The sequence below is a fragment of the Niveispirillum cyanobacteriorum genome (assembly GCF_002868735.1).
Taxonomy (GTDB): Bacteria; Pseudomonadota; Alphaproteobacteria; order Azospirillales; family Azospirillaceae; genus Niveispirillum; species Niveispirillum cyanobacteriorum.
Genome location: NZ_CP025611.1, coordinates 2243388 through 2269343, shown reverse-complemented (window position 1 = coordinate 2269343; position 25956 = coordinate 2243388). Strand labels below are relative to the sequence as shown.

General features: G+C 62.1%; 26 protein-coding genes. 13 read left to right on the top strand and 13 right to left on the bottom strand.

Going from position 1 to position 25956, the window contains the following annotated elements; genetic code table 11:
• Nucleotides 1-69: 69 nt before the first annotated feature.
• From C0V82_RS10495 to C0V82_RS10475, 4 genes are all read left to right on the top strand, one after another.
• Nucleotides 70-723 carry an OmpW/AlkL family protein gene (locus C0V82_RS10495; protein ID WP_102112298.1) on the top strand — a complete coding sequence of 218 codons (654 nt, stop codon included), beginning with the start codon at nt 70-72 and terminating at the stop codon, nt 721-723.
• Between the two features lie 156 nt (nt 724-879).
• A protein-coding gene (gene prfB, locus C0V82_RS10490) for a peptide chain release factor 2 (RefSeq protein ID WP_102112297.1) occupies nt 880-2002 on the top strand; the annotation gives its coding sequence in 2 pieces (ribosomal slippage) (nt 880-948 and nt 950-2002; 1122 coding nt in all).
• Between the two features lie 189 nt (nt 2003-2191).
• Nucleotides 2192-3808: a sensor histidine kinase gene (locus C0V82_RS10485; protein WP_158659859.1), complete on the top strand. Its 1617-nt coding sequence runs from the start codon at nt 2192-2194 to the stop codon at nt 3806-3808.
• Between the two features lie 917 nt (nt 3809-4725).
• Complete coding sequence (locus C0V82_RS10475; RefSeq protein WP_102112294.1) at nt 4726-5238, top strand: helix-turn-helix domain-containing protein; 513 nt, start codon at nt 4726-4728, stop codon at nt 5236-5238.
• Nucleotides 5239-5333: 95 nt separating this feature from the next.
• Here C0V82_RS10475 and sucD read toward each other — a convergent pair whose 3' ends face one another.
• From sucD to C0V82_RS10445, 6 genes are all read right to left on the bottom strand, one after another.
• On the bottom strand, nt 5334-6206 hold the full coding sequence (gene sucD / locus C0V82_RS10470; protein WP_102112293.1) for a succinate--CoA ligase subunit alpha: 873 nt from the start codon (nt 6204-6206) through the stop codon (nt 5334-5336).
• A 1-nt stretch (nt 6207) separates the two neighbouring features.
• Nucleotides 6208-7404 (bottom strand): ADP-forming succinate--CoA ligase subunit beta, encoded by a 1197-nt coding sequence (gene sucC / locus C0V82_RS10465; RefSeq protein WP_102112292.1) that lies wholly within the window; start codon nt 7402-7404, stop codon nt 6208-6210.
• Nucleotides 7405-7776: 372 nt separating this feature from the next.
• Nucleotides 7777-8088, bottom strand: a complete 312-nt coding sequence (locus C0V82_RS10460) for a hypothetical protein (RefSeq protein WP_102112291.1) — start codon at nt 8086-8088, stop codon at nt 7777-7779.
• A 333-nt stretch (nt 8089-8421) separates the two neighbouring features.
• Nucleotides 8422-8736: a hypothetical protein gene (locus C0V82_RS10455; protein WP_054170523.1), complete on the bottom strand. Its 315-nt coding sequence runs from the start codon at nt 8734-8736 to the stop codon at nt 8422-8424.
• A 556-nt stretch (nt 8737-9292) separates the two neighbouring features.
• On the bottom strand, nt 9293-10258 hold the full coding sequence (gene mdh, locus C0V82_RS10450; protein WP_102112290.1) for a malate dehydrogenase: 966 nt from the start codon (nt 10256-10258) through the stop codon (nt 9293-9295).
• Between the two features lie 269 nt (nt 10259-10527).
• Entirely contained in the window at nt 10528-11907 is a 1380-nt protein-coding gene (locus C0V82_RS10445) for a pentapeptide repeat-containing protein (RefSeq protein ID WP_102112289.1), read from the bottom strand.
• A gap of 370 nt (nt 11908-12277) precedes the next feature.
• On the opposite strand from C0V82_RS10445, the gene ffh reads away from it, so the two are divergent.
• From ffh to rplS, 7 genes are all read left to right on the top strand, one after another.
• Nucleotides 12278-13636 carry a signal recognition particle protein gene (gene ffh / locus C0V82_RS10440; RefSeq protein WP_102112288.1) on the top strand — a complete coding sequence of 453 codons (1359 nt, stop codon included), beginning with the start codon at nt 12278-12280 and terminating at the stop codon, nt 13634-13636.
• Complete coding sequence (locus tag C0V82_RS10435) at nt 13636-13983, top strand: hypothetical protein (protein ID WP_102112287.1); 348 nt, start codon at nt 13636-13638, stop codon at nt 13981-13983. Before ffh ends, C0V82_RS10435 begins: the two co-directional genes overlap by 1 nt.
• Nucleotides 13980-15104: a GNAT family N-acetyltransferase gene (locus C0V82_RS10430; protein ID WP_102112286.1), complete on the top strand. Its 1125-nt coding sequence runs from the start codon at nt 13980-13982 to the stop codon at nt 15102-15104. Before C0V82_RS10435 ends, C0V82_RS10430 begins: the two co-directional genes overlap by 4 nt.
• 98 nt (nt 15105-15202) lie before the next feature.
• Nucleotides 15203-15550 carry a 30S ribosomal protein S16 gene (rpsP, locus tag C0V82_RS10425; protein WP_054170517.1) on the top strand — a complete coding sequence of 116 codons (348 nt, stop codon included), beginning with the start codon at nt 15203-15205 and terminating at the stop codon, nt 15548-15550.
• Between the two features lie 64 nt (nt 15551-15614).
• Nucleotides 15615-16247, top strand: coding sequence for a ribosome maturation factor RimM (gene rimM, locus C0V82_RS10420; protein ID WP_102112285.1), 633 nt, complete (start codon nt 15615-15617; stop codon nt 16245-16247).
• Nucleotides 16244-17074 carry a tRNA (guanosine(37)-N1)-methyltransferase TrmD gene (gene trmD / locus C0V82_RS10415; RefSeq protein WP_102112284.1) on the top strand — a complete coding sequence of 277 codons (831 nt, stop codon included), beginning with the start codon at nt 16244-16246 and terminating at the stop codon, nt 17072-17074. The genes rimM and trmD overlap by 4 nt, the downstream gene beginning before the upstream one ends.
• A 5-nt stretch (nt 17075-17079) precedes the next feature.
• The gene (gene rplS / locus C0V82_RS10410; protein ID WP_102112283.1) at nt 17080-17475 is read left to right on the top strand and encodes a 50S ribosomal protein L19; all 396 of its coding nucleotides are present in this window, start codon (nt 17080-17082) and stop codon (nt 17473-17475) included.
• A gap of 80 nt (nt 17476-17555) precedes the next feature.
• On the opposite strand, the gene C0V82_RS10405 is transcribed toward rplS, so the two are convergent.
• The 6 genes from C0V82_RS10405 to C0V82_RS10380 form a co-directional block, all read right to left on the bottom strand.
• Nucleotides 17556-18233 carry an ABC transporter permease gene (locus C0V82_RS10405; protein ID WP_102112282.1) on the bottom strand — a complete coding sequence of 226 codons (678 nt, stop codon included), beginning with the start codon at nt 18231-18233 and terminating at the stop codon, nt 17556-17558.
• A 12-nt stretch (nt 18234-18245) separates the two neighbouring features.
• Nucleotides 18246-18959, bottom strand: a complete 714-nt coding sequence (locus C0V82_RS10400; RefSeq protein WP_102112281.1) for an ABC transporter permease — start codon at nt 18957-18959, stop codon at nt 18246-18248.
• A 34-nt stretch (nt 18960-18993) separates the two neighbouring features.
• Complete coding sequence (locus tag C0V82_RS10395) at nt 18994-20175, bottom strand: glycosyltransferase family 4 protein (protein ID WP_158659858.1); 1182 nt, start codon at nt 20173-20175, stop codon at nt 18994-18996.
• Between the two features lie 34 nt (nt 20176-20209).
• Nucleotides 20210-20590 carry a DUF6165 family protein gene (locus tag C0V82_RS10390; protein WP_102112279.1) on the bottom strand — a complete coding sequence of 127 codons (381 nt, stop codon included), beginning with the start codon at nt 20588-20590 and terminating at the stop codon, nt 20210-20212.
• A 23-nt stretch (nt 20591-20613) separates the two neighbouring features.
• Nucleotides 20614-21486 carry a transporter substrate-binding domain-containing protein gene (locus tag C0V82_RS10385; RefSeq protein ID WP_158659857.1) on the bottom strand — a complete coding sequence of 291 codons (873 nt, stop codon included), beginning with the start codon at nt 21484-21486 and terminating at the stop codon, nt 20614-20616.
• A gap of 74 nt (nt 21487-21560) precedes the next feature.
• Complete coding sequence (locus C0V82_RS10380; RefSeq protein WP_102112277.1) at nt 21561-22355, bottom strand: ABC transporter ATP-binding protein; 795 nt, start codon at nt 22353-22355, stop codon at nt 21561-21563.
• Nucleotides 22356-22531: 176 nt separating this feature from the next.
• On the opposite strand from C0V82_RS10380, the gene C0V82_RS10375 reads away from it, so the two are divergent.
• Together C0V82_RS10375 and C0V82_RS10370 are read left to right on the top strand one after the other, a co-directional pair.
• Nucleotides 22532-23500: a hypothetical protein gene (locus C0V82_RS10375; RefSeq protein WP_102112276.1), complete on the top strand. Its 969-nt coding sequence runs from the start codon at nt 22532-22534 to the stop codon at nt 23498-23500.
• A gap of 111 nt (nt 23501-23611) precedes the next feature.
• On the top strand, nt 23612-24490 hold the full coding sequence (locus tag C0V82_RS10370) for a TIGR01459 family HAD-type hydrolase (protein ID WP_102112275.1): 879 nt from the start codon (nt 23612-23614) through the stop codon (nt 24488-24490).
• Between the two features lie 80 nt (nt 24491-24570).
• Here C0V82_RS10370 and C0V82_RS10365 read toward each other — a convergent pair whose 3' ends face one another.
• Nucleotides 24571-25878 carry a pentapeptide repeat-containing protein gene (locus C0V82_RS10365; RefSeq protein ID WP_102112274.1) on the bottom strand — a complete coding sequence of 436 codons (1308 nt, stop codon included), beginning with the start codon at nt 25876-25878 and terminating at the stop codon, nt 24571-24573.
• Nucleotides 25879-25956 lie beyond the last annotated feature (78 nt).

Genomic DNA, 25956 nt, shown 5'->3' with positions numbered 1-25956 from the left:
GACGACTGAAAACAGCGTCCGGCCGGCGGCGGAAATATTCGCCCGGCACACGATACAGGAGCCTTATCCATGAAGAAATTCGCTGTTCCGGCGCTGGTCGCCGCGTTGACGATGGGTGCCGCTGTGATGCCGGCCCATGCCGAAAAGGCCGCTGGCGACCTGCTGGTCCGTGGCCGCGTCATCTATGTGCAGCCGGATGAAAGCAGCAGCCTGAAGTTGGGCACGACCGCCATCGCCGGCAAGGCCGCTGTTGACAGCTCCGTCGTGCCTGAACTGGATTTCAGCTACTTCTTCACCGACAATCTGGCCGCCGAGCTGATCCTGGGCACGACGCACCATAATGTGGCGGCCAAGGGTTCGCCACTGGGCGCCTCTGTTGATCTGGGCGACGTCTGGTTGCTGCCGCCGACCCTGACGCTGCAATATCATTTCAATCCGAAGGGCAAGATTAGCCCCTATGTCGGCGCCGGTGTGAACTACACGATTTTCTACGGCGACGATCCGGGTGCAGCCAAGGGCATCTCCTATGACAATGCCTTTGGGCTGGCCGCCCAGGCCGGTGTGGATATCGAACTCAACGACAAATGGTCGCTGAATTTCGATGTGAAGAAGATCTGGCTGGATACGGATGTGAAGGTGAATGCCGGTCTGGCCAGCCCGGTCAATGCCAAGGTCGATATCGACCCCTGGATCTTTGGCGTCGGTGTCGGCTACCGGTTCTGATCGGGTCGACTGCGCCCGTCCCTTGAAACCGGGGGCGGCCATGTTGGGAAGGGACTTGGCCTCGGGCACCGTCCGGGGGTACATAAGCCCCTTTCCAACGTGGCCGCCCCCGGACTTTTTCCGGGCCGGCCCGCCCTTGAGATCGGGAGCACGCACATGCGCGCTGAAATCCAGGCGGTGACGGAGGCTGTTGAGCAGTCTCTGGTCCTGCTGAGGAGGCATCTTTGACTGGGAGAAATCCCTTTTCCGCCTCGACGAACTAACCGCCCTTACCGAAGACCCGAACCTGTGGAATGACAGCGACCGGGCCCAGAAGCTCCTGCGCGAAAAGAATCAGCTTGAAGCGTCGCTGAACGGCACGCGTCAGCTGGAGCGCGACCTTAAGGACAATCTGGAACTTCTGGAAATGGCCGAAATGGAAGGCGATCAGGACATGATCGCCGAAGCCGAAGCGGCCGTTCTGTCGCTGAAGGACCGTGCGGCCACCATGGAGCTGGAAAGCCTGCTTTCTGGTGAGGCCGACGCCAACGACGCCTATCTGGAAGTGAATGCCGGTGCCGGTGGCACGGAGGCCCAGGACTGGGCCCTGATCCTGTTCCGCATGTACTCCCGCTGGGCCGAACAGCACAATTACAAGGTCGAGCTGCTGGACGAGACCAATGGTGAAGAGGCGGGCATCAAGTCCGCCACCATCCAGGTCAAGGGCCACAATGCCTATGGCTGGCTGAAGTCGGAGACGGGCGTGCATCGCCTGGTCCGCATCAGCCCGTTCGACAGCCAGGCCCGCCGCCATACCTCCTTCTCGTCCGTCTCCGTGACGCCCGTGATCGACGACAAGATCAATGTCGAGATCAATGAGAAGGATGTGAAGGTCGACACGTTCCGCGCCTCGGGTGCCGGTGGCCAGCACGTGAACAAGACCGACTCGGCGGTGCGCTTCACCCATATCCCCACCGGGATCGTGGTGTCGTGCCAGCAGGAACGCAGCCAGCACAAGAACCGGGCCAAGGCCTGGGATATGCTGCGCGCCCGCATCTATGAGATGGAACTGCGCAAGCGCGAGGAAGCGGCCAACGCGCTGGAAGCCACCAAGACCGATATCGGCTGGGGCCACCAGATCCGCTCTTACGTGCTGCAGCCCTATCAGATGGTGAAGGACCTGCGGACCAATGTCGAAACCTCCGACAGCGCCGGTGTGCTGAACGGTGATCTCGACAAGTTCCTGCAGGCCGCATTGGCGATGCGCATCAACGGCCATGGTGATGCGCAGGCCCAATGATCCGGCAGCTTCATCAAAAGTGACGTTTTCTGCCAAGGCCCGGTAACAATCTGTTGCCGGGCCTTCGTTTTTGCCTCAGAAAGGGGCAACCGGGCACGGTGCACGAAAAGGCACCAGCCCGTTTCCATTTTTCCAAAGCGGATGCCCCGGCGTCGGTGGACGCGATCAGGCATCGTATGGGGTTGCCTGATGGTCGCGTTGGATTCCACCGCGCTTGATTTGCCGGCCCTGGGGGCGGCGGGAGCGGACCGTCTGTTCCTTTCCTATTTCAACAGCACGTCACAGGTGCTGGTCCTTCTGGATGCGGACGGAACCGTTCGCGCCGCAAATCGTGCGGCCCTGCGCGTAGGGGATCTGACGGCAGAACAGGTGTTGGGCTTGGCCCTGTGGGATACGCCTTGGTGGCGCGGGTCACCGGGGGTGCGTGAACGGCTGATATCGGCGGTACAGGCGGCTGGCCGGGGGGCCACCATCCGTTTTGACGCGGCCACGGGGCCGGAAACCGGCGCCCCGCTGGTCTTCGACCTGTCGGTCACCCCCATCGATCCCGGTGCCGATGGCGCCATCCGCCTGATGGTCGAAGCCCGCGACGTGACAGAGGCCCGCGACATCGAACAGGCGATGCGTGCCAATGAACAGCGCCTGCGCGATATGGTCGAAGGTTCCGTGCAGGGCATTGTCGTGCATTCGGGCGGGCGCATCCTGTTCTGCAACACCGCCTATGCCCAGATGCTGGGCTACCCGTCGGTGCTGGATGTGTTGTCGATGGAGTTGGACCGCATCATTCCGGAAGCGGGGCGGGAGCAGGCCAACCGCGCCTGGTCCATTCTGCTGGCAGGCGGCAAGCTGCCCATCATCCGGTCCACCCCCAATATCTGCTGCGACGGTTCGCTGATCCATGTCGATGTGTTGGCGCGGCGCATTGTCTGGGACGGGCAATATGCCATCCAGGCGACGGTCGTGGACGTGACGGCGCAGGCCAAGGCGGCGGCGGCAGAGGCGGCGCGTCTGGCCGCGGAAGCCGCATCCCGGACAAAATCCGCTTTCATTGCGACCATGAGCCATGAACTGCGTACACCCCTGAATGCCATTCTGGGTTTCGCCGGGATGATCGCCAGCGGCGACCGTGATGGGGTGCCGCCCGACCCGCGTCATGCGGAATATGCAGGCGACATTATGGTGGCGGCCAACCATCTGCTGGCCGTGATCAATGACATGCTTCACCTGTCGAAGATCGAGGCGGGGCGGCTGACCCTGGAACCCTGCTGGATCCCCCTGGAAGGGGAATTGCGGCAGATTCAGCGGATCGCCCGCGGCCTGTCGCGGGACAAGAACCTGTCCATTGAGGTGGAGTTGCCGCCCGGCGAGCCGCTGCTGCTGCTGGCCGATGAACGGGCGCTGCGGCAATTGCTGCTGAACATTGTCGGCAATGCCGTGAAGTTCACGCCCCATGGTGGGGACATCCGTCTGGTTGCTGAACTGGACCGGCATGACGGGCGGCTGGTTCTGTCTGTTACCGATACTGGCATGGGCATTCCCGAAGGTGATCTGGAACGGATCTGGCGGCCCTTTGAACAGGTGGGTCGGGTGCAGGATCACCAGAACGGCACGGGCCTAGGTCTCTCTATTGCGCGGGCCTTGGCGGAACTGCATGGGGCCGTGGTTTCGGTCGAAAGCAAACTTGGACATGGAACGGCCTTCCGGTTCCGCTTCCCGGTCGATCATGTGGCGCGCGGTTCTGCGCCGCGTCCGGCTCCGTCCAATGACGAGATGGACGAATCAGTGGCGGTCCGGGTCAGCCGCTAGGTCCCGTTCGACCGCCTGCTCCCTGCTTTTCGTTCCTGCATTCTTGTGCCCGCCGCCGCCGCGCCGGTGCCCGTCGTCATCCCCGATATCGGTGGTCCTGGCAGTTTCCTGGACAATGCGGTTGATGATCCCGTCCTTGTTCAGCCCTGCGCATGTAGATTGCGCCCTATACAAAAGAACAAGTGTGCCAGGGTGGGAAACATCCCGCTGGTAACGGAAACATAACGGTTTTGCTCTACCTCTGCTGCACCCGACAATGTTGTGGTCCAGCCTGTGGACATCGTTTGTTTATCCCTGCCATGGCCGGGGGAGCCATTGGTCGATAAAGGAAGATTATGTTTGGCTTTACAATCAAAACAGGAACAGCATCCATATCTTATCGTTCATAGTCATATGACTTGCTTGGAAATTCTACAGCAGAATACAACCGACTTTGACAAAGGGGTACGAAGTCAGTCACCATCAATAGCTTTCCGTTGATGGAGACTAGACCCAACAGCCGCTTCACACAGTTTGCAGTTCCACAACAGAAATTAGGAAAAGTGCCGGCTGTCCGTGCCGGAAATGTATTGCCGGCCCTTCTGCCATTCGCGGATTGTATCACCGCTGATCAATGGCGGAATTGACGGAAATACAGGTTTCTCATTTGGCTTTCTGATGCTTTCTTTCGTCCCGCAAAGGGTTTGTCTCTTGAAAACGAGTTTACGAATCGAAAAACGGGAATTCAACGATAATCCGTTTCCATTACGCGTATCCTCAGGCGTGGATGTGAATGGAGGGTTGGAAACCTTGATGGCATATCCCAGTATGCATAGGGCCCTTGGTGCGTGCCAACTGATGTTGCGCGCTTATCTTTCGGTTGCTGAACCGATTTCTGTCGATAGTTGCCGAATCAGGCGCGTGACCGGGGAGCGGTTATGACCAACAGTATCGCCGGGCGGCTGCGCCTGCTGCGCCATCGATTGGGCTTCGCCCGCCGTTCCGACATGGCGGCCCATTTGGGCCTGCCCAGTTCCACCTACAGCGCCTATGAGGGCGACGGGGGCCCACCCAAGGTGGAATGGCTGCTGGAACTGGCGCGCCGGGGTGTCAATCTCAACTGGCTGCTGACCGGGGAGGGGGAGATGCTTCTGACGGCCCATGATCCGGCATCGATGAACCCAACCATCATCCCCATGCCGACGAATGCCGGTGCTCCCACTTCGCTACGACCCTATCCGGTCGCGGAGCATGAGCCTGCCGTGGATGCCTATCTACTAGCGGCCATGATCAGCCGTGTGGAGCGGGAGGAGCGTGAGCGTGGCCGCCCCCTGACCGCCCTGGAAAAGGGCGAAATGATTGCCCGCCTCTACGCCGCATCCGCCCGCCTGACCGAAAGCGAACTGGCCGGCCACCCCCTGTCGCGCGCGGCAGAGGCGCCGGAGAAGTAGGAGGCATCCTGCTCTGAGTGATCCCAGAAGAAAAATCCCCGCCGGAGCGATCCGGCGGGGATTTTCTTTAAGCATACGCAAAGGACCGAGAATAATCAGCCCAGGGCCTTCACCATGGTTGAGCCCAGGCTGGCCGGGCTTTCGGAGACATGGATACCGGCGGCGCGCATAGCTTCCACCTTGAACTCGGCGGTGTCGTTACCGCCGGAGATCACGGCACCGGCATGGCCCATGCGGCGGCCCGGAGGAGCCGTACGGCCAGCGATGAAGCCGACGACGGGCTTCTTCAGGCCGGATGCCTTGATGTACTCGGCCCCGTTCACCTCTGCGTCACCACCGATCTCGCCGATCATGATGATGCCTTCGGTTTCCGGGTCCTTGGCGAACATTTCCAGCGCGTCCACGAAGTTCGTACCATTGACGGGGTCGCCGCCAATGCCGATGCAGGTGGTCTGGCCCAGGCCGGCGGCGGTCGTCTGTGCCACCGCTTCATAGGTCAGGGTGCCGGAACGGGAAACGATGCCAATCTTGCCACGCTTGTGAATATGGCCGGGCATGATACCGATCTTGCACTCATCCGGGGTGATGACGCCGGGGCAGTTCGGGCCGATCAGGCGGGTCTTGCTGTTGGCAAGCGCGCGCTTGACGCGGACCATGTCCAGCACCGGGATGCCTTCGGTGATGCAGACCACCAGCGGCAGCTCTGCATCGATGGCTTCCAGGATCGCGTCGGCGGCGAACGGCGGCGGCACATAGATGACCGAGGCATTGGCACCGGTCTTCAGCACTGCGTCCGAGACGGTGTCGAACACCGGCAGGTCGAGATGCTTGGAACCGCCCTTACCGGGGGTCACGCCGCCGACCATCTTGGTGCCATAGGCAATGGCCTGTTCGGAATGGAAGGTCCCCTGCGCGCCGGTGAAGCCCTGGCAGATGACCTTGGTGTCTTTATTGACGAGAACGGCCATGTTACGCGGCCTCCTTCACGGCCTTGACGATCTTTTCAGCGGCGTCGGCCAGATTGTCGGCGGACAGGATCGGCAGGCCGCTTTCGGCCATGATCTTTTTGCCCAGATCGACGTTGGTGCCTTCCAGACGGACCACTAGCGGAACATGCAAGGACACTTCACGCGCGGCGGCAACGACGCCATCCGCGATGACGTCACAGCGCATGATACCGCCGAAGATATTGACCAGGATGCCTTCGACATTCGGATCAGACAGGATCAGCTTGAACGCTGTGGTAACGCGTTCCTTGGTGGCGCCACCACCGACGTCCAGGAAGTTCGCCGGCTCACCGCCATACAGCTTGATGATGTCCATGGTGGCCATAGCCAGGCCCGCACCGTTCACCATGCAGCCGATGTTGCCATCCAGCTTCACATAGTTCAGGCCGTGCTTGGTGGCTTCCGTCTCAGAGGCTTCTTCTTCGGTCGGGTCGCGCAGTTCTTCCACTTCCGCGTGGCGGTACAGCGCGTTGTCGTCGAAGTTGACCTTGGCATCCAGCGCGATCACGTCGCCGGCACCGGTCACGACCAGCGGGTTGATCTCAACCATGCTCATATCCAGGTCGACGAACGCCTTGTACATGGCGGTCATGAACTTGGCGGCGGCGTTGACCTGCTTGCCTTCCAGGCCCAGGGCAAAGGCGACCTTGCGGGCGTGATAGCCCTGAAGGCCTTCGACAGGGTCGATGGCAACCTTGGTGATCTTCTCAGGGTGGCTGTGGGCCACTTCCTCGATCTCCATCCCGCCCTCGGTCGAGGCGACGATGGTGACGCGCGACGTGCCGCGATCCAGCAGCATCGACAGATACAGCTCGCGCTTGATGTCGGCGCCTTCCTCGATATAGAGGCGGCCAACTTCCTTGCCATCCGGACCGGTCTGCTTGGTGACCAGCACCTGATTCAGCATGGCGGCGGCGTTGGACTTCACATCGTCCACGCTCTTGACGACGCGGACGCCGCCCTTGCCATTGGGGTCGTTCTTGAAACGACCGGCGCCACGGCCGCCAGCATGGATCTGCGACTTCACCACCCAGACGGGGCCACCCAGTTCGGTGGCAACCTTGGCGGCTTCGTCCGGCGTATAGGCGACGCCGCCGCGGGGCACCGCGACGCCGTACTTCTTCAGCAGGCTCTTGGCCTGGTACTCATGGATATTCATCGCTCAGCCGTCTTGCTCTGGATGGGAGACGGGCCGGCAGAGCGGGGATCCGCCCAGCCGCACACGGAGGTCCAACCCCCACGCGGGCGGCACTTTAGCACTATGGGAACCGGGATCAACCATCCAAAGGTCCCTTGTCGTGCCCGTCAATATGCGGAATTTTGCACGGGTCCACGGTGGCCTTCACGATACGAAATGGCGCAAACCCTTGCAGCGCAACAAGAGCCTGCCGCAGATGCGGTAAGCGCGAGCGTCAGGTGCAATGGTGCCATGTAACGGTGACAGGACCACTACGTCTGTAACCTGCCCGTGAAATGTCGCACTGGCCGGCATCGAGCATGCGGGAGCCGGCCAGTGCGACATATGTATGGATCAGCCGCCCCGGCCCTTGAAGGCCTTCAACTGCTTGTTGAAGTTGGCGGCCAGCTTCTCCATGCGCTCAGTCGACTTGTTGTAGCTCTCGATATCCATCTTGCCGCGCTTACCCTCAGCCGTCAGGCAGGCCTGATACTCCTCGGTGGCAGCAATGTAGGCCTTCACGGCCTTTACGGCGTCGGCCATCTGCGTCTCAGAAGCGGTGGCGCCGTCGGGCAGGGTGGGCGGATCACCCTGTTCGCAGGCGGCCTGTGCGGCCCCGGTAAACAGAATCATGGCGATGGCGGTAGACAGGATTGCTTTTTTCATCGTTTGACACCCCAAAGAACAATAAAATTTTAGATATCGGAATCGCCATTGATGCCCGCGCATCAACGACGGCCCGTTATCCAGGTTTTATTGGGTGCCAAGTTATCCCCAACTGACTAATTATTGGGCAATTATGCCCTTATCTCCCTAAACTTGTTGGGAAGGATAAAATCTTCACGCCTGCCCGTCAATTACGGCGGCGGCGGGACCGAATGGTAAATGCATGCGCCAATGTTGGTCGACTAAAATGAAAAAACCCGTACCGGGAAACCGGTACGGGTTCTCGCAACAGCGCCAGCTCGCAGCAGAGCGAGCGGCCGCAGAAACCTAAAATCAGCCGTTGCGGGCCTTGAAGGTCTTCAGCTGCTTGTTGAAGTCGGCAGCCAGCGCTTCCATGCGGGCGGCGGACTTGTTGTAGGCTTCCATATCCATCTTGCCACCCTTGCCAGCGGCTTCCAGGCAGGCCTGATACTCTTCGGTCGACACGATATAGGCCTTAACGGCCTTCATGGCTTCGGCCATCTGCTCCTGGCTGGCGGTGGCGCCATCGACCAGAGCCGGCGGGTTACCCTGTTCGCAGCCAGCGGCGAAAGCGGAGGTGGCGGTCAGGGACAGCAGGGCGGTGGCGAACAGCAGGGCGGTCTTCATGGGGTGTCCAATTCCTTACGATGGCGTGTTTGTCGGTGCAATGGGGCGGGGAGGTGCCAGCAAAGGCGCCAAGCCGTCAACAGAAATCGCACCCTGCTAGGTACGCGCCACTGTTGGCCGCATGTCTTTACTGACCTTGTGACGCCACCTTGTCCGAACGACTTGGCAACGCCACCAAATTAACTAGACACTTCATGGGATCGCCACAGCGACAGCGCGATCAGCGCGTTTTTATTCGTGGCGTCCGTCTGATGGGGCGGACTATACGGGCGACCCGTAACCGAATGGTTAAGAAAACGACCCAAACCTATACTTTCGCCCCGTCATCATGCAGATCAGTTTTGCAACGGAAGCAAAGATCACAGGTCAATCCATGCAGTTTCTTTATGGATATTTGGCCGGTATTTTATGAAATTGTTTATAAAGCCGTGCGGTATTGACAAGAAATGACCAGCAGTCGCTGTGCGGCAGAAACAAAAAACCCCGCCCGGATGGCCGGGCGGGGTTTTGTGCCGGAAGGGCTGGAAACCAGCACTTTCTGATGAAGGTAAAGGGATCAGCCTTCCGCCGAAACCTTCTTGGTCACGTCGACCAGAACCTTAACGGCGTCGACCGACTTGTCGAAATTGGCCTTCTCGTCGGCGGACAGGTCGATCTCGATGATCTTCTCCACGCCCTTGGCACCGATGATGGTCGGCACGCCGATATAGAGACCGTCCACGCCATACTGACCGGTCAGCTTGGCAGCGACGGGCAGAACGCGCTTCTTGTCGCGCAGGAAGCTTTCGGCCATGGCGATGGCGGAAGCAGCCGGGGCGTAGAAGGCGGAGCCGGTCTTCAGCAGGCCGACGATCTCCGCACCGCCGTCACGGGTGCGCTGAACGATCTTGTCCAGCTTCTCCTGCGTGGTCCAGCCCATCTTCACCAGATCGGGCAGCGGGATGCCGGCGACGGTGGAGTAACGGACCGACGGCACCATGGTGTCGCCATGACCGCCTAGCACGAAGGCCGTGACGTCTTCGACCGACACGCCGAATTCTTCGGCCAGGAACCAGCGGAAGCGGGCGCTGTCCAGAACGCCGGCCATGCCAACCACCTTTTCGGCGGGTAGGCCCGACACTTCCTGGAACAGGCCAACCATGGCGTCCAGCGGGTTGGTAATGACGATGACGAAGGCGTTCGGGGCGTGTTCCTTGACGCCGGCCGCCACGGCCTTGATGACCTTGGCGTTGATGCCGACCAGGTCGTCGCGGCTCATGCCCGGCTTGCGCGGCACGCCAGCGGTGATGATCACTACGTCGGCGCCGGCGATGTCGGCATAGTCGGAGGTGCCCGAGTAACCGGCGTCGAAACCGGCGACCGGCGACAGCTCGGCGATGTCCAGCGCCTTGCCCTTGGCAACGCCCGCGAAGTCGGGGATGTCGAGCAGGATGATATCACCCAGCTCCTTCTGGCCGGCCAGCAGGGCCAGCGTGCCACCGATCTGGCCGGCGCCGATCAGCGCGATCTTCTTGCGTGCCATGGGAATTTCCCTTCGATTTGGTTCGGGTCAGGAAACAAGATTACGTTTGGAACATCCGGCTGCAACTTTCCTTAGCTGCAGTGCGGGATGACCCTGGGCGGCGTGATTAGCGTGAAACAGCCGTTCGGGCAAGCCGACAAGGGTCGTGGGTGCGGGGTGGCAGGCCAGCGCCTGACGCAAGGCCCATATGCGGCGCTGCGGCAGGAACGGGATAGGTGGCGGTGTGGCCCTGACTTCGCGGCATTCCGCACCGTCGCACACCTTATATATTATAGATCGTCCAGTTCCGGCAGGATCAGGTCCCTAGCCCCGACATGGCGCAGATCGGTGGTGTTGGCCCCGTCCAGCGCCAGTTGGGTGCAGACCGCCCCCGACATATCGGCGCTGATCAATTCCGCACCGCCCATGTCGGTCCGGATCAGGCTAGCCCGGATGAAGACAGCCTGCGTCGCCTTGGCCTTGCGCAGGTTCGCGGCCCCCAGGTCGGCTCCGTCGAAGCGCACACGGTTCAGATTGGCAGGCCATAGCCTTGTGGCATTGCTTTGTATCTGTACCGGCCCCAGGTCGGCCCGCACCAGGACGGCCCCCGAACAGGTGGCCCGTTCCAGGCTGGCGCCGCGCATATCGGCGGCGGTCAGGTCTGCATCACGCAGGTCAGCCAGCGACAGGTCGGCCATGGCCAGCGTGGCACCCGAAAGGTCAGCCCCGCGCAGCATGGTCCGGTGCAGCAAGGCCGCCGACAATGTCTGCCCCGACAGATCACGGCCCGACAGGTCCACACCCGACAGGTCGGCCCGGATGCCGTCACGTCCCTGGCTGTCCACCCAGACGCGGTGATCGGCCAGTATCTGTTCCAAGGGCCGTCCATCGCTGGACAGTTCACGCGACAGGATTGCCCCGTCCAGATTGGCGGCGCGGCGCGTCACATCATCCATGATGACGCCGATCAGATCCGCGCCCAGGAACCGTGTAGCATTCAACTCTGCACCCGTCAGGTTGGCCCCCGACAACCTGGCCCCCGACAGGTTCGCCTCCCGCAGATCGGCACCCGTCAGGTCACAGCCCGTTAGGTTGGAGTTGGACAGGTTGGCGCGCACGAACTTGGTCCCACGCAGGATGGCATCCGTCAGGTCAGTCTGCATGACGAATGCGTTGGAGATTTTGGCCCGCGACAGGTCGGCAGCCCGGATGGTGGCGACCGACAGTTCGGTATTCACCGACACCGTCTCAAACTCATGCGCTGCGATGTCGCCATTCTTGCGCACATGCATGATGGTGCCATCGCGCAGGTCGCTGTCGGACAGGATGGCCTCGGTCAGGACGGCCCCGCGCAGGCAGGCGCCGCGCAGATCGGCCTTGCGCAGGTCCGCTCCTTCCATATTGGCCAGACGCAAATCGGCGGCATAAAGCGTGGCGCCCGACAGGTTCGCCCCCTCCAGCCGCGTGCCAAACAGCTTGGCCCCCGACAGGTCGGCATCCGACAGGTCGAACCCCGACAGGTCCATGTGTGACAGGTCGCGCAGTTTCAGGTTGGCGCGCGCACCCCCGGCCTGCCGGCGCAGAAAGGCCTGATGTCGGCCCATCACGCCCTGCAATTCCGCAACACTGATCCGCGACCGGTCCGGGCCCCGCCCGATCTCGCCGCCCATGTCCTCACCCCATTATTACGGGATATTCAAAGCAAGCTGACGATCCACAAGGATCACCCTAGCATTAAGAAGACGAAAGTGAAGATTTCGTATAGCCGGACAGGAAGACTATTACGGAAGTGGGTATCGGACCATCATGCCTGCATCTTTGCGTGGCATGCGGGGTCCGACGCCCTTCATCCCGGACCGCTACATTGACTCTGTGCCCTTACCGCTGTATCAACTCGGCCACCCTGCATTGGGTAGAAATTCGGCACCGAGGTGCCCCGCCAGTCCGCGAGTGTCGCGCACTGGCGCTTTTGCGTTTGGGCATGTCCCATTCGCAAGGGCGAGAACGGGGTGGCCAAGGCACCGGCATGGAAGGCAACGGATGTTCGACGGACTGACGGGACGGCTTGGCGATATTTTCGACCGCCTGCGCAAGCGCGGGGCGTTGTCGGAGGATGACGTCAATGCGGCACTGCGCGAAGTGCGTATCGCCCTGCTGGAAGCCGACGTCGCCCTGCCTGCCGTGAAGGCCTTTGTCACCGGCGTCAAGGAAAAGGCCGTGGGCACAGAGGTGCTGCGCGGCATCAATCCCGGTCAGATGGTCATCAAGATCGTCCATGATCATCTGGTGGAACTGCTGGGCAGCCAGGTCGAGGACCTGAACTTCGATGCCGTTCCGCCGGTGCCTATCTTGATGGTGGGCCTGCAGGGGTCGGGTAAGACCACGACATCGGCCAAGATCGCCGTCCGCCTGAAGAACCGCGACAAGAAGAAGGTGCTGCTGGCGTCGCTCGACACCCGCCGCCCCGCCGCACAGGAACAGTTGCGCATTCTGGGCGAACAGACCGGTGTGGCCAGTCTGCCCATCATCGCCGGTCAGCAGCCCGTGGAGATTGCCAAGCGCGCCATGGAAGTTGGCCGCCTGGAAGGGTTCGACGTCGTCATCCTCGACACTGCCGGTCGTCTGGCCATTGATGAGGAGTTGATGGCCGAGGTCGTGGCCATCCGCGACGCCACCAAACCGATTGAAAGCCTGTTGGTCGTGGATGCCATGACCGGTCAGGACGCCGTCACCGTCGCCACCAATTTCAATGAACGCGTCGGCATCACCGGCATCGTCATGACGCGTATCGACGGCGATGCGCGCGGCGGTGCCGCCCTTTCCATGCGCCATGTCACAGGCAAGCCCATCAAGCTGATGGGGATGGGCGAAAAGACCGACGCGCTGGAGCCGTTCCACCCTGACCGTATCGCCGGCCGCATCCTTGGCATGGGCGACGTGGTCAGCCTGGTGGAAAAGGCCGCCGAAAGCATTGACAAGGAAGAAGCCGAAAAGCTTGCCAAGAAGCTGGAGAAGGGCGGCTTCGACCTTGAGGACATGCTGTCCCAGATGCGGCAGATCCGCAAACTGGGCGGGATGGGCGGGATGATGAACCTACTGCCCGGCATGGGCAAGATCAAGGAACAGCTGAAGAACGCCAATATCGACGAGAAGATCCTGGACCGCCAGGAAGCCATCATCCTGTCGATGACCAAGAAAGAGCGTAAGAAGCCCGACATCCTGAACGCGTCGCGTCGTCGCCGCATCGCCACGGGTGCGGGCGTGACCGTTGCCGACGTGAACCGCCTGATCAAACAGTATCAGGACATGTCGGAAATGATGAAGAAGATGAAGAAGATGGGCCAGAAGGGTCTGCTGCGGCAGGGCCTGGGCGCGCTGATGCCGAAGGGCCTGCGCTGATGTCCGTCACCGCCGAAACCCTGATGCAGCGTTTCACGCTGGACAGTCTGTGGTTCGATGCCACGCTGGCGGCGCTGCTGCATGGGGTGAACAGTACCCTGTTTGCCGCTGTCCATCGGGACGGCCCGGCCCTGCGCCGCTTGGCCGGACTGATCGGCTTTGTCGTCCTGACCGTGGCGCTGTCGGCCCTGGCCGGGCGCGGCTGGGCGCTCGGTTTCCTGGCGACGTCCACCGCCTTCGTTTTCTATTTCCATGCTGTCTGGCTGCCGAACCACGGCGTCAATGGCTGGACGGGGGAGCCGCGCGACCGGTTCCTGTCTCTGACCCGACGGAAGAACCGGGCATGACCATCCAGGTACGCAACCCCGTTGCCCCCGAACACGCCACGCTGCTGACGCCGCGTCTGGTGCTGCGTCCGCTTTCCTGGGCCGATACCGATGCCATGCATGCGATCCTCAGCGATGCGGAGACCATGCGCTACTGGTCCCATCCGCCCGTCACCTCCATCGAGGAGACGAAAGCATCGATGGAGAAGGCGCTGGTCGAGGATGACACCGTCCGTACCTGGGCCGTCACCACTGATGGTCATGCCTGCCTGGGCTGGGTCACGCTGTTCGGCGTACGGGATGGTATCGCCTGGGTCGGCTATATCCTGTCGCCCGCAGCAAGGGGCAAGGGCTATGGCGAGGAAGCCGTGGCCGGTGCTCTGAACCATGCATTCGGCGCCTGGGGCCTGCACCGTGTCGCCGCCAATATCGACCCACGCAACCACCGCTCCGCCGGTCTGCTGCTGCGTCTGGGCTTCACCTGGGAAGGCACGCAGCGTCAGGACTTCGTCTATGGCGGCACCTATCTGGATACCGGCGTCTTCGGCATCCTGGCGTCCGACTGGCAAAAGCGGCGGGAGAACCCGCCGGCCCCGCTGCCGACGCTGCGCCATGGCCCCGCTATCCTGCGCCCGTTGAAGGCCAGCGACGCGGATGCCCTGCATGCCGCCTATGGCGATCCGGACAGCATGCGCTACATGCCGCATCAGGCCCATGACAGCATCGAACAGACACGCGACAAGATGTTGTCCATGGCGTCGGGCGCGCGTTCCGGCTGGCATTGGGCCATCACGACCGATGGCGGTGAATGCCTGGGCTGGGCCCTGCTGCTGAAAGAGACGCCGGCGCAGGTCAATCTCGGCTATATCCTGACGCCCGCCGCGCGCGGCAAGGGTCTGGCCAAGGCCGCCACTGCCGCCATGCTGCGCTATGCCTTCGCCGTTCTGAAGAAGAACCGGGTGGAGGCGGAGATCGACCCGCGTAATGCCGCCTCGGCCCGTGTGCTGGAAGCGTGCGGGTTTACCCGCGAAGGTATCCGCCGCCAGGGCTATGTCCGGCTGCATGGCGAGGTGGTCGATAATTGTCTTTACGGAATCCTGGCGTCCGAATGGACGCCAGCGAATGGCGGGGATGAAACATGACCCGCCACAAGGAACATCGCCGCCGGGGCTGATCTGATCCCGCGTCGATTATCTCTCAACCCAGATCGTTTCATCTTTTGTAAGCAAGGAAGATCAACATGTCCGTCAAGATCCGTCTGGCCCGTGGTGGCTCGAAGAAGCGTCCGTTCTACGCCATCGTCGTCGCCGACAGCCGCGCCCCGCGCGATGGCGCCTTCATCCAGAAGGTCGGCACCTACAACCCGATGCTGGCCAGCGACCATGCCGACCGCGTCACCCTGAATGAAGAGGCCATCAAGGGCTGGCTGGCCAAGGGCGCCCAGCCCACCGACCGCGTCGTCAAGTTCCTGGCCAAGGCCAACCTGATCGCCACGCCGGCTATCATCGAAAGCCCGAAGAAGTCCGCTCCGAAGGCCAAGGCCCAGGAACGCGCCAAGCTGGCCGCCAAGGCCGCTGCCGCTGAGTAACTGACTGTCACGCCCCTCCCCCATCCGTGGGGGAGGGGCGTTTGTATTTGAAAGAGACAGCTTGATGACCGACCGCATTTGCGTGGCCCAGATCATCGGATCGCACGGGGTTCACGGCCGCCTGCGGGTGAAGAGCTTCACCGCCGATCCCGAGGCCGTGTTCGACTATAACCCGCTGACCGACGAAGCCGGTGCCCGCAGCTTCACGCTCCGCATGACTGGGATGGGCAAGGACCATTTCCTGGTCGAGGCCGTGGGTGTGAAGGGCCGCGATGCCGCCGATGCGTTTAAGGGCGTCAAGCTGTTCGTGCCGCGGGACCGGCTGCCGGGTCTGGAGGATGAGGACGAGTTCTACCACGCCGATCTGATCGGCATGGAAACCGTCACGGAAGGTCCTGAAGGCGACGCCGCCTTTGGTACCATCAAGGCTATCCATGATTTCGGTGCCGGCGACGTTTTGGAACTGGTGCATGTGTCGGGCAAGACGGTGTTCATCCCGTTTTCCCGCGCCGTCGTGCCAGTTGTGAACGTCAAGGCGGGCCGTGTCGTCGTCGATCCACCCGTCAACCTCTTCACCCCGGCCCGTCCGGACCCGGAAGAGCTGGCGGAAATGGGCGGCAAACTGACGCTGGATGACCAGTCCGAGGGGGAAGAGCCCGAGGGTGAGGAAACCGGCGAGCAGCCGACAGCCCCATGACCGAGTCCATCGCCCCGTTCTGGCACGTCACCGTGCTGACCCTGTTCCCGGAGATGTTTCCGGGGCCGCTGGGGCTCAGCCTTGCGGGAAAAGCGCTGGAAAAGGGCACCTGGACGCTGGAAAAGCTGGACATCCGATCGTTCACGCGCGATAAGCACCGCTCCGTGGACGATACCCCGTTCGGCGGCGGTCCCGGCATGGTCATGCGCCCGGATGTGCTCGATGCAGCCATCCGTGATGCAAAGACCAGGCAGGTGGCAGCCGGACTGAAACCGGGCCGGATCGTCTACCTTTCACCGCGTGGACGCGTGTTGGACCAGGCGCTGGTGCGAGAGATCGCCAGCGAAGGGACCCTGACATTGCTGTGCGGGCGGTATGAGGGGATCGACGAACGGGTGATCGAGGAACATCACCTTGAGGAGGTCTCCTTGGGTGATTTTGTGCTGTCCGGTGGTGAACCGGCGGCCCTCTGTCTGATCGACGCCGTGGTCCGGCTTTTGCCGGGTGTCATGGGGAACGTCGAGACGGCAGGGGAAGAGAGTTTTGAACGGGGGTTGCTGGAATACCCCCATTATACGCGGCCACCCGTTTGGAGTGGCCGTGCGGTGCCGGAGATCCTTTTGTCCGGTCACCATGAGAAGGTCCGGGCTTGGCGGCTCGAACAGGCGGAAAAGATCACGGAGGCCCGACGGCCCGACCTGTGGTCCGACTACCTGGCCAGCCGTCCGGCCCCAAAGGTGAAGAAACGCCGAGCCCGTCGGGCATCGGCCGAGCCAACCAAAACCACCGCAACCCCGGACGGGAACGGTGGCAGTCACGAAGGATGAGTACCATGAACATTCTGCAGAAGCTGGAAGCCGAGCAGGTCGCCAAGTTGTCCGAAGGCAAGAAGATCCCCGCCTTCTCCCCCGGCGACACCGTCAAGGTGAACGTGAAGGTCACCGAAGGCACGCGTGAGCGTATCCAGGCCTATGAAGGCGTTGTGATCGCCCGCAAGAATGCCGGCATCAATTCCAGCTTCACCGTCCGCAAGATCTCCTACGGTGAAGGCGTGGAACGCGTGTTCCCGCTGTTCAGCCCGCGCGTTGACAGCATCGAACTGGTCCGCAAGGGTCAGGTCCGTCGCGCCAAGCTGTATTACCTGCGTGGCCTGACCGGCAAGTCCGCTCGTATCGCCGAGCGCACGACGGGCCGTGGCATGAAGAACGGTCGCTCGATCGCTGAGTGATTGTTTCTGCCCCATGGCTGAAATGGAACACCCCGCCGGAGCGATCCGGCGGGGTGTTTTGTTTTGGGCCACAGCGAGGATCAGCCGGCCGCAGCCGTCTTCCGCTCTGCCCAGCGCACGCCCTGGGCGATGACGAAATTCATGGCCAGATAGATGGCGCCGGCAATGATGAACATCTCCACCGGCTGAAAACTGCGGGACGCGATGGTGCGGGCGGCACCCGTCAGTTCGATCAGGGTGATGGCACTGGCCAGGGAGGTGGCCTGCACCATCTGGATCATCTCATTGCCATAGGCGGGCAGGATGGTGCGCAGGGCTTGGGGCAGCACGATGCGGCGGTAGAGCAGAGGGCGCGACATGCCCAGCGCGCGGGCAGCCTCAATCTGGCCGAAGGGGACGGCCTGTATGCCGCCGCGCATAATCTCACCGGTGTAGGCGGCGGTGTTCAGCGTCAGGGCGATGATGGCGCACCAATAGGCCTCCCGCAGGATGGGCCACAGGAAACTCTCCCGGATGCCGGCAAACTGCCCCAAACCGTAATAGATCAGGAAAATCTGCACCAGCAACGGGGTGGATCGGAACAGGAAGATGTAAACGCCTGTCACCCCCGATACGACCCGATTTGACGACAGTCGCCCGAACGCTACCGCCAGGGCCAGTACGAAGCCCAGCGACAAGGACAACCCCACCAGCTGCACCGTCACCCAGGCCCCGGCGAACAGGGCGGGCAGGGAGGAGAGGATCATGTCGATATTCATGGCCCCGTCCCCTCAGTTCGTCACGGCGCGGCGCACGCCGCGTTCGGCCCGCCGCGACAGGGCGCGGAACAGAGCCTCTGAACATGTGGTCATGATCATGTAAAGGATGGCTGCCGTGACATAGAACAGGAAGGGCTGCCGCGTGGACTGCATGCCCAGATAGGCTTGGCGCATCAGTTCGGCCAGCGACACGACGGAAACGAGGGTCGTGTCCTTGAGGGTCATCTGCCAGACATTGCCCAGGCCGGGCAGGGCATAGCGCAGGGCCTGCGGCACCAGGATACGGCGCAGGATCAGGAACCTGCCCATACCAAGCGCGCGGGCCGCTTCCAGTTGCCCCTTGGGTACCGCCCTCACGGCACCCCGTATCACCTCCGCCGCATAGGCGGCGGAGACTATGCCGACGGCGGTGACGCCGACCGCGAAGGAGGATAGTTCGACGGGGCCGGCATAGCCGAACAGGCTCGCGACCCAGCCGATCAGCCCGGACCCACCAAAGAACAGCAGCCAGATGACCAGCAGGGCCGGCACGCCGCGCACGATGGTTGTATAGGCGGCGGCCAGCCAGCGCACGGGTGCTGGGCCTGATAGTTTGGCGGCGGCCACACCCGATCCGGCCAGGATGCCGATCAGATAGGCCAGGCTGGCGACAGCCAAGGTCATGCCGGCCCCACGGGCGATCTCATCCCCCCATCCATCGCTGCCGAAACGCAGAAGATCAAGCATCGGGCCTTATCCGATCACAGGAAGAGAGTGGGCGTCAGCGAAGGCAGACATCGACAAACTCCGCCGCGAACTGATCCCAGCGGCGATGGCCCAGGACCCAGTCCGATCCTTTCTTGCCGCGCGCACGGGCGTCGTCGCGGTTCTGATAGGCAAATTCCATGGTTTCCAGCAGTTCCTCCACATCGCTTTCGCCCCAGTAGCGGCGCGCTTCCGCATCATTGACGATGGGGCTTTGCCGCGACAGAACATAGGTGCGGTCTTCCCCGATCAGGTCCAGATGGCCGGTATTGGCCGACAGGATGACAGGAACTCCACAAGCCATCGCCTCCATGGCCACCAGATTGGTGCCCGGTTCACAGCGGTTCGGGAAGATGCCCAGATCGCAATTATGCAGTACCTGCGCGATTACCTGGCGTGACAGGAACCCGCAATTGAAGAAGGACCCTTCTGGCAGGCCGTTGGCTCGGAGCCAGCCCGCTTCATCCACCCCTTCCGGTCCAACGACAGGGGGTACGGCAAGAACGGTGCTTTCCCGCAATGTCAATGCCGTGCCCGGCCAGAAATTGCCCCAAGCGGTTACCAGCAAGGCATCGGGATGGCGCTGATTGAACGCGCGGAAAGCAGCCACGACCAGATCCTGTCCCTTACGGAACTCGGTCTTTCCGCCGGAGAAAACAATATAGCGTTGGCCGAACATGCCATTCCCGACACCGGGAAACACTTCAACGGGATCCACCCCTTGGAACACACAGTCAGAGGTGATCCCGTGATCGGCCAACACCTGCTTGTTAAAGGTCGAATGGATGACAACCTTGGAATAGGATTTGGCATCGCTGACAGCCTTGCCAGGCAGCGCCGTGCCCGTGAAGGCGCCGACGCCGACATTGCGATCTCCGAAGAAGGACTGTTCTTCCAGCGAAGGCTGCATCATGCCGCCCAGTGCATAGAGCACCGTGGCATCGGGAATATGCAGCCGTCGGCCTTGGGCCTGCAGCGTTGTCACCACCTCTTCCAGTCTCCGTGAGGCCTCGCCTACCGGTCCCAGCAGGGCCTGGGTTTGCGGCCGCATCGTTTCCAGGTCCGGGGTCGAGTAGAGAACAGGAGAGCCACCTATCCGCAGCAGGTGCAGGCAGGTATGGACCCCCACCAACCCCCAACCGTGGATTTCGGTCAGGCGCCAGTTCAGGATGAAGGGGTTTTTAAGCGGATCGCTCAAGACGCACATCCTTTCGGCATGGCGCAGTCACGGCTCAGCAATAGGATTTTTCTTCAACGATGCTGGCGCCCAGCAGATCGTTGATTTTCCGCTTCACGGCGGCGCGGCGGTCATTCGTGAAATAGACGGCACGGGCCAGACGGATGAACTCCTCGCCGAAATCGCTCCGCTTCTCACAGATGCGGATATCATCCTCGATGACCCAAAGATCCTCGTTGATGGACTTCAGTTCGGCCCGCAGCGCATCCAGGTCGACCGAAGGCGGGATTTCCGCCTTGGCTGTGGCCTCCAGCACGTCATATTCGTGCCGGACATTCTTCAGCTTGGCGGGATCGCTGATCCGGGCCAACTTGACCTCCAGGATCGTGATCTTGTCGATCAGTTCGCCTTCGCCGACTTCAACCTTGATCGTCATTTTATCTATGCCCGTCCTTGGAATTACGGCATGGAGCTGTCAAAGCCGAACCACTGCACCGACAGGTTCTTCATGGTGCCGTCTGCCTTCATCTCGGCAATGGCCTTGTTCAGGGCGCCCAGCAGTTCCGGGCGGTTCTTGGCGATGGCGACGCCCTGGCCACGACCGAACAGGCCACCGTCGAAGCCGGGACCGAAATAGCTGAAATCCTTGCCCTCGGGACGCTGCAGGAAGGCGTTCCAGGTGATGGCATCGGCCAGACCCACCTCGACCCGGCCCGTCTGCAGGTCAAGCGCCAGGTTTTCCTGGGTGTCGTAACGGCGGATATCCACCACGTCGGCCAGGTATTTGTCGACGAAATTGGCGTGGATGGTGCTGGTCTGCACACCCAGAACCTTGCCTTTCAGCAGGCCCTTGATCTTATCGATTGCCGCCTGCTCGTCCGGGGTGATCTCGGTCAGGTCGATACGCTCGATCCCGTAATCGACATCCTGCAACGGGTTGGCGTTGGCAGAGACCAGATAGGCGGGCGTGGTCGTATAGCCGCTGGAGAAATCGACGGCGGCCATCCGTTCATCCGTGATCGACATGCCGGCGACGATGGCGTCGAAATGGCCGGCCTGCAGGGCCGGTATCATGCCATCCCAGGCCTGTGCCTGGAACTTGCACTCGGTTCCCATCCGCTTGCAGACATCCTTCATCATGTCGATCTCGAACCCGACCAGATTGCCGGACGCATCGACCATGTTGTAGGGGGGGTAGGCGCCTTCCGTGGCGACACGCAACGGGTTGGGGATGCCGCCGGGGGCAAGGGCCGCCTGCTTGGCTTCCTCCTTGCCACAGCCGGAGAGCGCCATCACACCGGCCAGCGCCAGTGCCGCCATCAGCTTCTTCATACCTTCAACTCCCCCAGATACGCGGACCATGGCCGGATTTCCCGGCTCGATACGGTCAATGGATTGCCTGTTACTTACCGCTGTCCCTCACGGGACAGGAACTGGCGGCACCGTTCCGACGACGGGTTGCCAAACACTTCCGCCGGTGTCCCCTGCTCTTCGATGCGGCCTTGATGCAGAAAGACGACCTTGTGCGATACTTCGCGCGCAAACGCCATTTCGTGGGTGACGATCAACATGGTCGCCCCTTCCGTGGCCAGATCACGCATGACCTTCAGCACCTCGCCGACCAGTTCGGGGTCAAGGGCGCTGGTCGGTTCATCGAACAGCATCACTTTGGGTTCCATGGCCAGCATGCGGGCGATGGCTGCGCGCTGCTGCTGCCCGCCCGACATCTGCGACGGATAGGCATCGCGCTTGGCCGACAGGCCGACCTTAGCCAGAAGCGCCTCTGCCTTGGCGATGGCCTGATCCTTGGGCTGTTTCAGCACATGGACCGGCGCTTCGATGATGTTTTCCAGGACCGTCATATGGGTCCAGAGATTGAAACTCTGGAACACCATGCCGCAGCGCTGCCGGATGCGCTCCACCTGGCGTCCATCGGCGGGCTGGTTGCCGTGGCGGCCCGGCTTCATGGCAATCTGTTCGCCGCCGATACGCACCACCCCCTCATCGGGGATTTCCAGCAGGTTGATACAGCGCAGCAGCGTGCTTTTGCCCGACCCTGACGACCCGATAAGGGCCACTACCTCACCCTCATTGGCGTTCAACGACACGCCTTTCAGCACCTCGTTGTCGCCGAAGCGCTTGTGCAGCGCCTCCACCTCGACGGCAGGGACCGGACCGGAAACGATGGGGGCAGACGACATCGGCATCCATTAAGGGCAATCTAAGGAATTCGTGCCAAGCTACCCCGCCAAGGCATGGCCGCGAAAGGGGAAATCCTGGGTTTCGGCACAGGCTTGGATTTGGGCGCGGCTGCTTGATCGCGGCCATGCTATCTGTTGCACAGCAGTTGCGCAGTCTGACCGGAAACGACCCTCACATGAGCCAAGGCATCCAGCCCAGCCCGAATCGCAGTACGCATTTCCTGTTCGAGCACAAGGTGTTCACGGTCGATGGCTGCCGCTTCGTCTGGTCCAAATCCGCCGAAGAGCCGGTGATGCGCTTCATGCTGGGCAAGGTCCAGGCCGAGGTGGCACTGGACAAGATCTGCAACGAATTCAAGATCGATCCGAAAAGTTTCGACGGACAGTTGATCGACATGGTCGCCAAGGGGCTGAAATATGTCCGTGAAATCCGTCCCGGCGACACGATCCCCAATGAACTGATCGATGGTTCCGCCTCCTGGCGTGTCGATGACCGTCATTTCCTTATCGCCAAGGGCCGCCTGACGGTGCAGATGGTCACCTGGCTGACGGGGGGTGAGACGGTGGTGTCCAGCCCTGAACAGCTTGAACAGGTGGTGGAGGACCCCAACACCAAGGCCCGTGTGCGCGAGGCGTTCAAGATGATCGCCAACAAGCTCTCCCTCTCCGGCAATGCCGAGGAGCAGGTGGAGGGCCGTATCGACGCTCTTGCCAAGGAACTGTCCTACATTGAGGCGCTGCGGGAGCGGGCGGCTAAGCTGGGCAAGGTGCGTGTCGGGCTGGAGGATGCGCACCGCATCTATAAGAACGAGCGCAATCTGAAGGAAGAGATCGTGCGGATGCAGACGCTGTCGCTGCCGCCGATCACCGATCTGGAGCAGCGATTCGCCCAGGTGGACGCCCAGACCGGCGAAATCCTGTCGATGCTGGCCAAGTTCGACAAGAACATCACCTATATCCGCGAAATGCGTGACGACCTGCACCAGACCCTGCTGCCCTGGGACGAGGTTCTGGAGGACTGGGAAAGCACCACAACCGAGAAAAGTCAGGCATTCGAGGCCGTGCTGAAGAAGACATACCAGTTTCTGGCCCGCAATTATTCCCAGGCCAAGCACTGGCGTCTGGCCGCACGCCGCGCCCCCTAATCCCGGCGCGCCCTGCGGGGCACGGCTGCCATGCCCTGCCCAGCCTTGCCCTGGCGCCACGCCGCCGCCACCTTGCCCATCGCAACCATAGACACGGCAAGGCAAGGTCTCATGTCCATCCCGATGATCAATGGCCTGGAGGCCGTCGCCGACCGTTATGACGGTTTCATCCTGGATCTGTGGGGCGTGGTGCATGACGGGGTGCGGCCTTATCCGGGTGTCGTGGAGTGTCTGTCCACCCTGAAACGGCTGGGCAAGCGCGTCTGCCTTCTGTCCAATGCCCCTCGCCGTATCGCTGCCGCGGAGGCCAAGCTGACGGCCATGGGGGTGACGACCAACCTGTATGACGCGCTCTACACGTCCGGTGAGGCCAGTTTCGAGGCTTTGCGCGACCGCAGCGATGATTGGCATTCCGCACTGGGGCCGAAGCTGTTCCATATCGGCCCGCCGCGCGACAATGACGTCTATGACAGCCTGACGGACCGTGTACGGGTCGACAGCCCCGAACAGGCGGATTTCGTCATCAATACCGGCATCGACGCCTATGAGGAGACGCTGGCCGATTACGATCCGATCCTGCGCCGCTGTCTGGAGCGGGGGTTGCCCATGCTGTGCGCCAATCCCGATCTGGTGGTGGTGATCGATCAGGAACTGGTGATCTGCGCCGGCGAACTGGCCCGTCATTATGCGGAAATCGGCGGCGATGTCCGCTATCACGGCAAGCCGCATGCCCCCGTCTATCGTCGCTGCTTCGACCTTCTGGGCGGTATCGCGCCGGGCCGCATCTTGGCCGTGGGCGACAGTCTGCGCACCGATGTGGCGGGCGCCAATGCCGCCGGCATCGACAGCCTGTTCATCACGGGCGGTATCCATCGCGAGGAACTGGGCGCGCCGCTGGGCACGCTACCCGGCCCGGACATGCTGTCAAAGCTGATCGAGGCCAGCCCCCACCGCCCCACCTGGGCCGCTGCCGGTCTGCGCTGGGCCTGACTGATGAGAGCGGTTTTCCGTTGACCGGAAACCGCTCCAGCGGCGACCGCCGCGTCGGCGCTTGGGGAAAACGAACGGTTCTAGCTGAAATCATCGTCATCATCATCGGGGGCCGGCATGGTGGTCCCCGTGGTGATGGTGTCTGCCAGATTGGCGCCGCGGATATTGGCTTCCAGCAGGTTGGCCCCCGACAGGTCGGACCCGCGCAGGTCGGCCCCCGACAGGTTGACCCCGCGCATAGAGGCGCGGGTGAGGCTGGCCTGGACGATGGTGGTGTTGGACAGGTTGGCGGGCCATTTGCGGCCCGTGCCGCGACCGTTCGGGCCCTTGATTTCCACTGACCCGATCTTGGCATTGTCCAGCTTGGCGCCCGACAGGTTGCCGCCGCGCAGATTGGCGCCGTCCAGGGTCGCCCCTGTCAGATCGGCGAAATTCAGCGCCGCCCCCGCCAGATCGGCCATCACAAACAGACAGTCGCGCAGCTTGGCGCCTGAGAAATTGACGCCCTTCAGGTTGGCCCCACCCAGATTGGCGCCATTCAGGTCGATATGCGAGAGGTCTTGACCCTCCAGGTCGGCGCGTTCCCCCTTGTCGCCATTACTGGTGATCCAGGCCTGATGCTGGGTCAGGATGCGCTGGATGGTGCCGGAGAAGGTTTCGGCAGACCGGCTGAAATTGGCGCCCAGCATGTCGACATTGGACAGGTCGACACCTTCCAGGTTCGCCCCCTGCAAATCGGCGTTGCGCAGGTTGGCCCCCGACAGGACAGCGCCCGACAGGTTGACGTCACGCAGCTTGGCGCCCATCAGGTTGGCGCTGTTCAGGTTGACGCCGCGCATGTCGCAGCCGGCGAAATTCGCACTTTTCATCACTGACCGGGCCATGTTGCAGCCGGCCATCTGCGCGCCCGAACAATCGGCCCCCACCAGCGAACATTCCGACAGGTCGGCGCCGGCCAGATTGGCGTTGGACAGCGTGGCGTCATCCATATCGGCACCGCGCAGGTCCGACGGTTCCATCTTCACACTGCCCGGCGCGCGCCGATCCAGCAGCGCCCCGCCGCGCAGGTCGGCCCCGCGTAGGATGGCGCATTTCAACCGCGCACCGCGCAGATGGGCGCCGCGCAGGTCGGCATTGGTCAGGTTGGTGTTCACCAGGATGGCCCGCGTCAGGCGCGCAGCGAACAGGTCGGCTGCCGTCAGGTTGGCCGCCGTGAAGTCGCAATCCGACAGGTTGGCGCCCGACAGCTTGGAATTCTGCAAATTTGCGCCGGAAAAATTGTGACCCTGCAGGTCGGCCAGTGCCAGCATCGCACGGGCACCACCTGTCAGCCGCTTCAGCCAGCGTTCATGCTTATCGACAACGGCGAGCAGTTCATGGGGTGTCATGATGGGCGGTGACCATTGAGCGAAAGATGAACTTTTCTTGAACGTGCCACAGGAGCGGCCATTTGTGTTAGATGGTTT

Excerpts from the sequence above, each read along its gene's own strand:
- ffh (WP_102112288.1), top strand. The coding sequence starts at position 12,278 with ATGTTCGACGGACTGACGGGACGGCTTGGCGATATTTTCGACCGCCTG.
- C0V82_RS10385 (WP_158659857.1), bottom strand. The coding sequence starts at position 21,486 with ATGAAGAAGCTGATGGCGGCACTGGCGCTGGCCGGTGTGATGGCGCTC.
- C0V82_RS10435 (WP_102112287.1), top strand. The coding sequence starts at position 13,636 with ATGTCCGTCACCGCCGAAACCCTGATGCAGCGTTTCACGCTGGACAGT.
- C0V82_RS10390 (WP_102112279.1), bottom strand. The coding sequence starts at position 20,590 with ATGACGATCAAGGTTGAAGTCGGCGAAGGCGAACTGATCGACAAGATC.
- C0V82_RS10455 (WP_054170523.1), bottom strand. The coding sequence starts at position 8,736 with ATGAAGACCGCCCTGCTGTTCGCCACCGCCCTGCTGTCCCTGACCGCC.
- C0V82_RS10445 (WP_102112289.1), bottom strand. The coding sequence starts at position 11,907 with ATGGGCGGCGAGATCGGGCGGGGCCCGGACCGGTCGCGGATCAGTGTT.
- rplS (WP_102112283.1), top strand. The coding sequence starts at position 17,080 with ATGAACATTCTGCAGAAGCTGGAAGCCGAGCAGGTCGCCAAGTTGTCC.
- rimM (WP_102112285.1), top strand. The coding sequence starts at position 15,615 with ATGACCGACCGCATTTGCGTGGCCCAGATCATCGGATCGCACGGGGTT.
- C0V82_RS10460 (WP_102112291.1), bottom strand. The coding sequence starts at position 8,088 with ATGAAAAAAGCAATCCTGTCTACCGCCATCGCCATGATTCTGTTTACC.
- mdh (WP_102112290.1), bottom strand. The coding sequence starts at position 10,258 with ATGGCACGCAAGAAGATCGCGCTGATCGGCGCCGGCCAGATCGGTGGC.
- C0V82_RS10375 (WP_102112276.1), top strand. The coding sequence starts at position 22,532 with ATGAGCCAAGGCATCCAGCCCAGCCCGAATCGCAGTACGCATTTCCTG.
- C0V82_RS10400 (WP_102112281.1), bottom strand. The coding sequence starts at position 18,959 with ATGCTTGATCTTCTGCGTTTCGGCAGCGATGGATGGGGGGATGAGATC.
- C0V82_RS10430 (WP_102112286.1), top strand. The coding sequence starts at position 13,980 with ATGACCATCCAGGTACGCAACCCCGTTGCCCCCGAACACGCCACGCTG.
- C0V82_RS10405 (WP_102112282.1), bottom strand. The coding sequence starts at position 18,233 with ATGAATATCGACATGATCCTCTCCTCCCTGCCCGCCCTGTTCGCCGGG.
- C0V82_RS10365 (WP_102112274.1), bottom strand. The coding sequence starts at position 25,878 with ATGACACCCCATGAACTGCTCGCCGTTGTCGATAAGCATGAACGCTGG.
- sucC (WP_102112292.1), bottom strand. The coding sequence starts at position 7,404 with ATGAATATCCATGAGTACCAGGCCAAGAGCCTGCTGAAGAAGTACGGC.
- C0V82_RS10380 (WP_102112277.1), bottom strand. The coding sequence starts at position 22,355 with ATGTCGTCTGCCCCCATCGTTTCCGGTCCGGTCCCTGCCGTCGAGGTG.
- C0V82_RS10485 (WP_158659859.1), top strand. The coding sequence starts at position 2,192 with ATGGTCGCGTTGGATTCCACCGCGCTTGATTTGCCGGCCCTGGGGGCG.
- sucD (WP_102112293.1), bottom strand. The coding sequence starts at position 6,206 with ATGGCCGTTCTCGTCAATAAAGACACCAAGGTCATCTGCCAGGGCTTC.
- C0V82_RS10475 (WP_102112294.1), top strand. The coding sequence starts at position 4,726 with ATGACCAACAGTATCGCCGGGCGGCTGCGCCTGCTGCGCCATCGATTG.
- trmD (WP_102112284.1), top strand. The coding sequence starts at position 16,244 with ATGACCGAGTCCATCGCCCCGTTCTGGCACGTCACCGTGCTGACCCTG.
- C0V82_RS10495 (WP_102112298.1), top strand. The coding sequence starts at position 70 with ATGAAGAAATTCGCTGTTCCGGCGCTGGTCGCCGCGTTGACGATGGGT.
- rpsP (WP_054170517.1), top strand. The coding sequence starts at position 15,203 with ATGTCCGTCAAGATCCGTCTGGCCCGTGGTGGCTCGAAGAAGCGTCCG.
- C0V82_RS10370 (WP_102112275.1), top strand. The coding sequence starts at position 23,612 with ATGTCCATCCCGATGATCAATGGCCTGGAGGCCGTCGCCGACCGTTAT.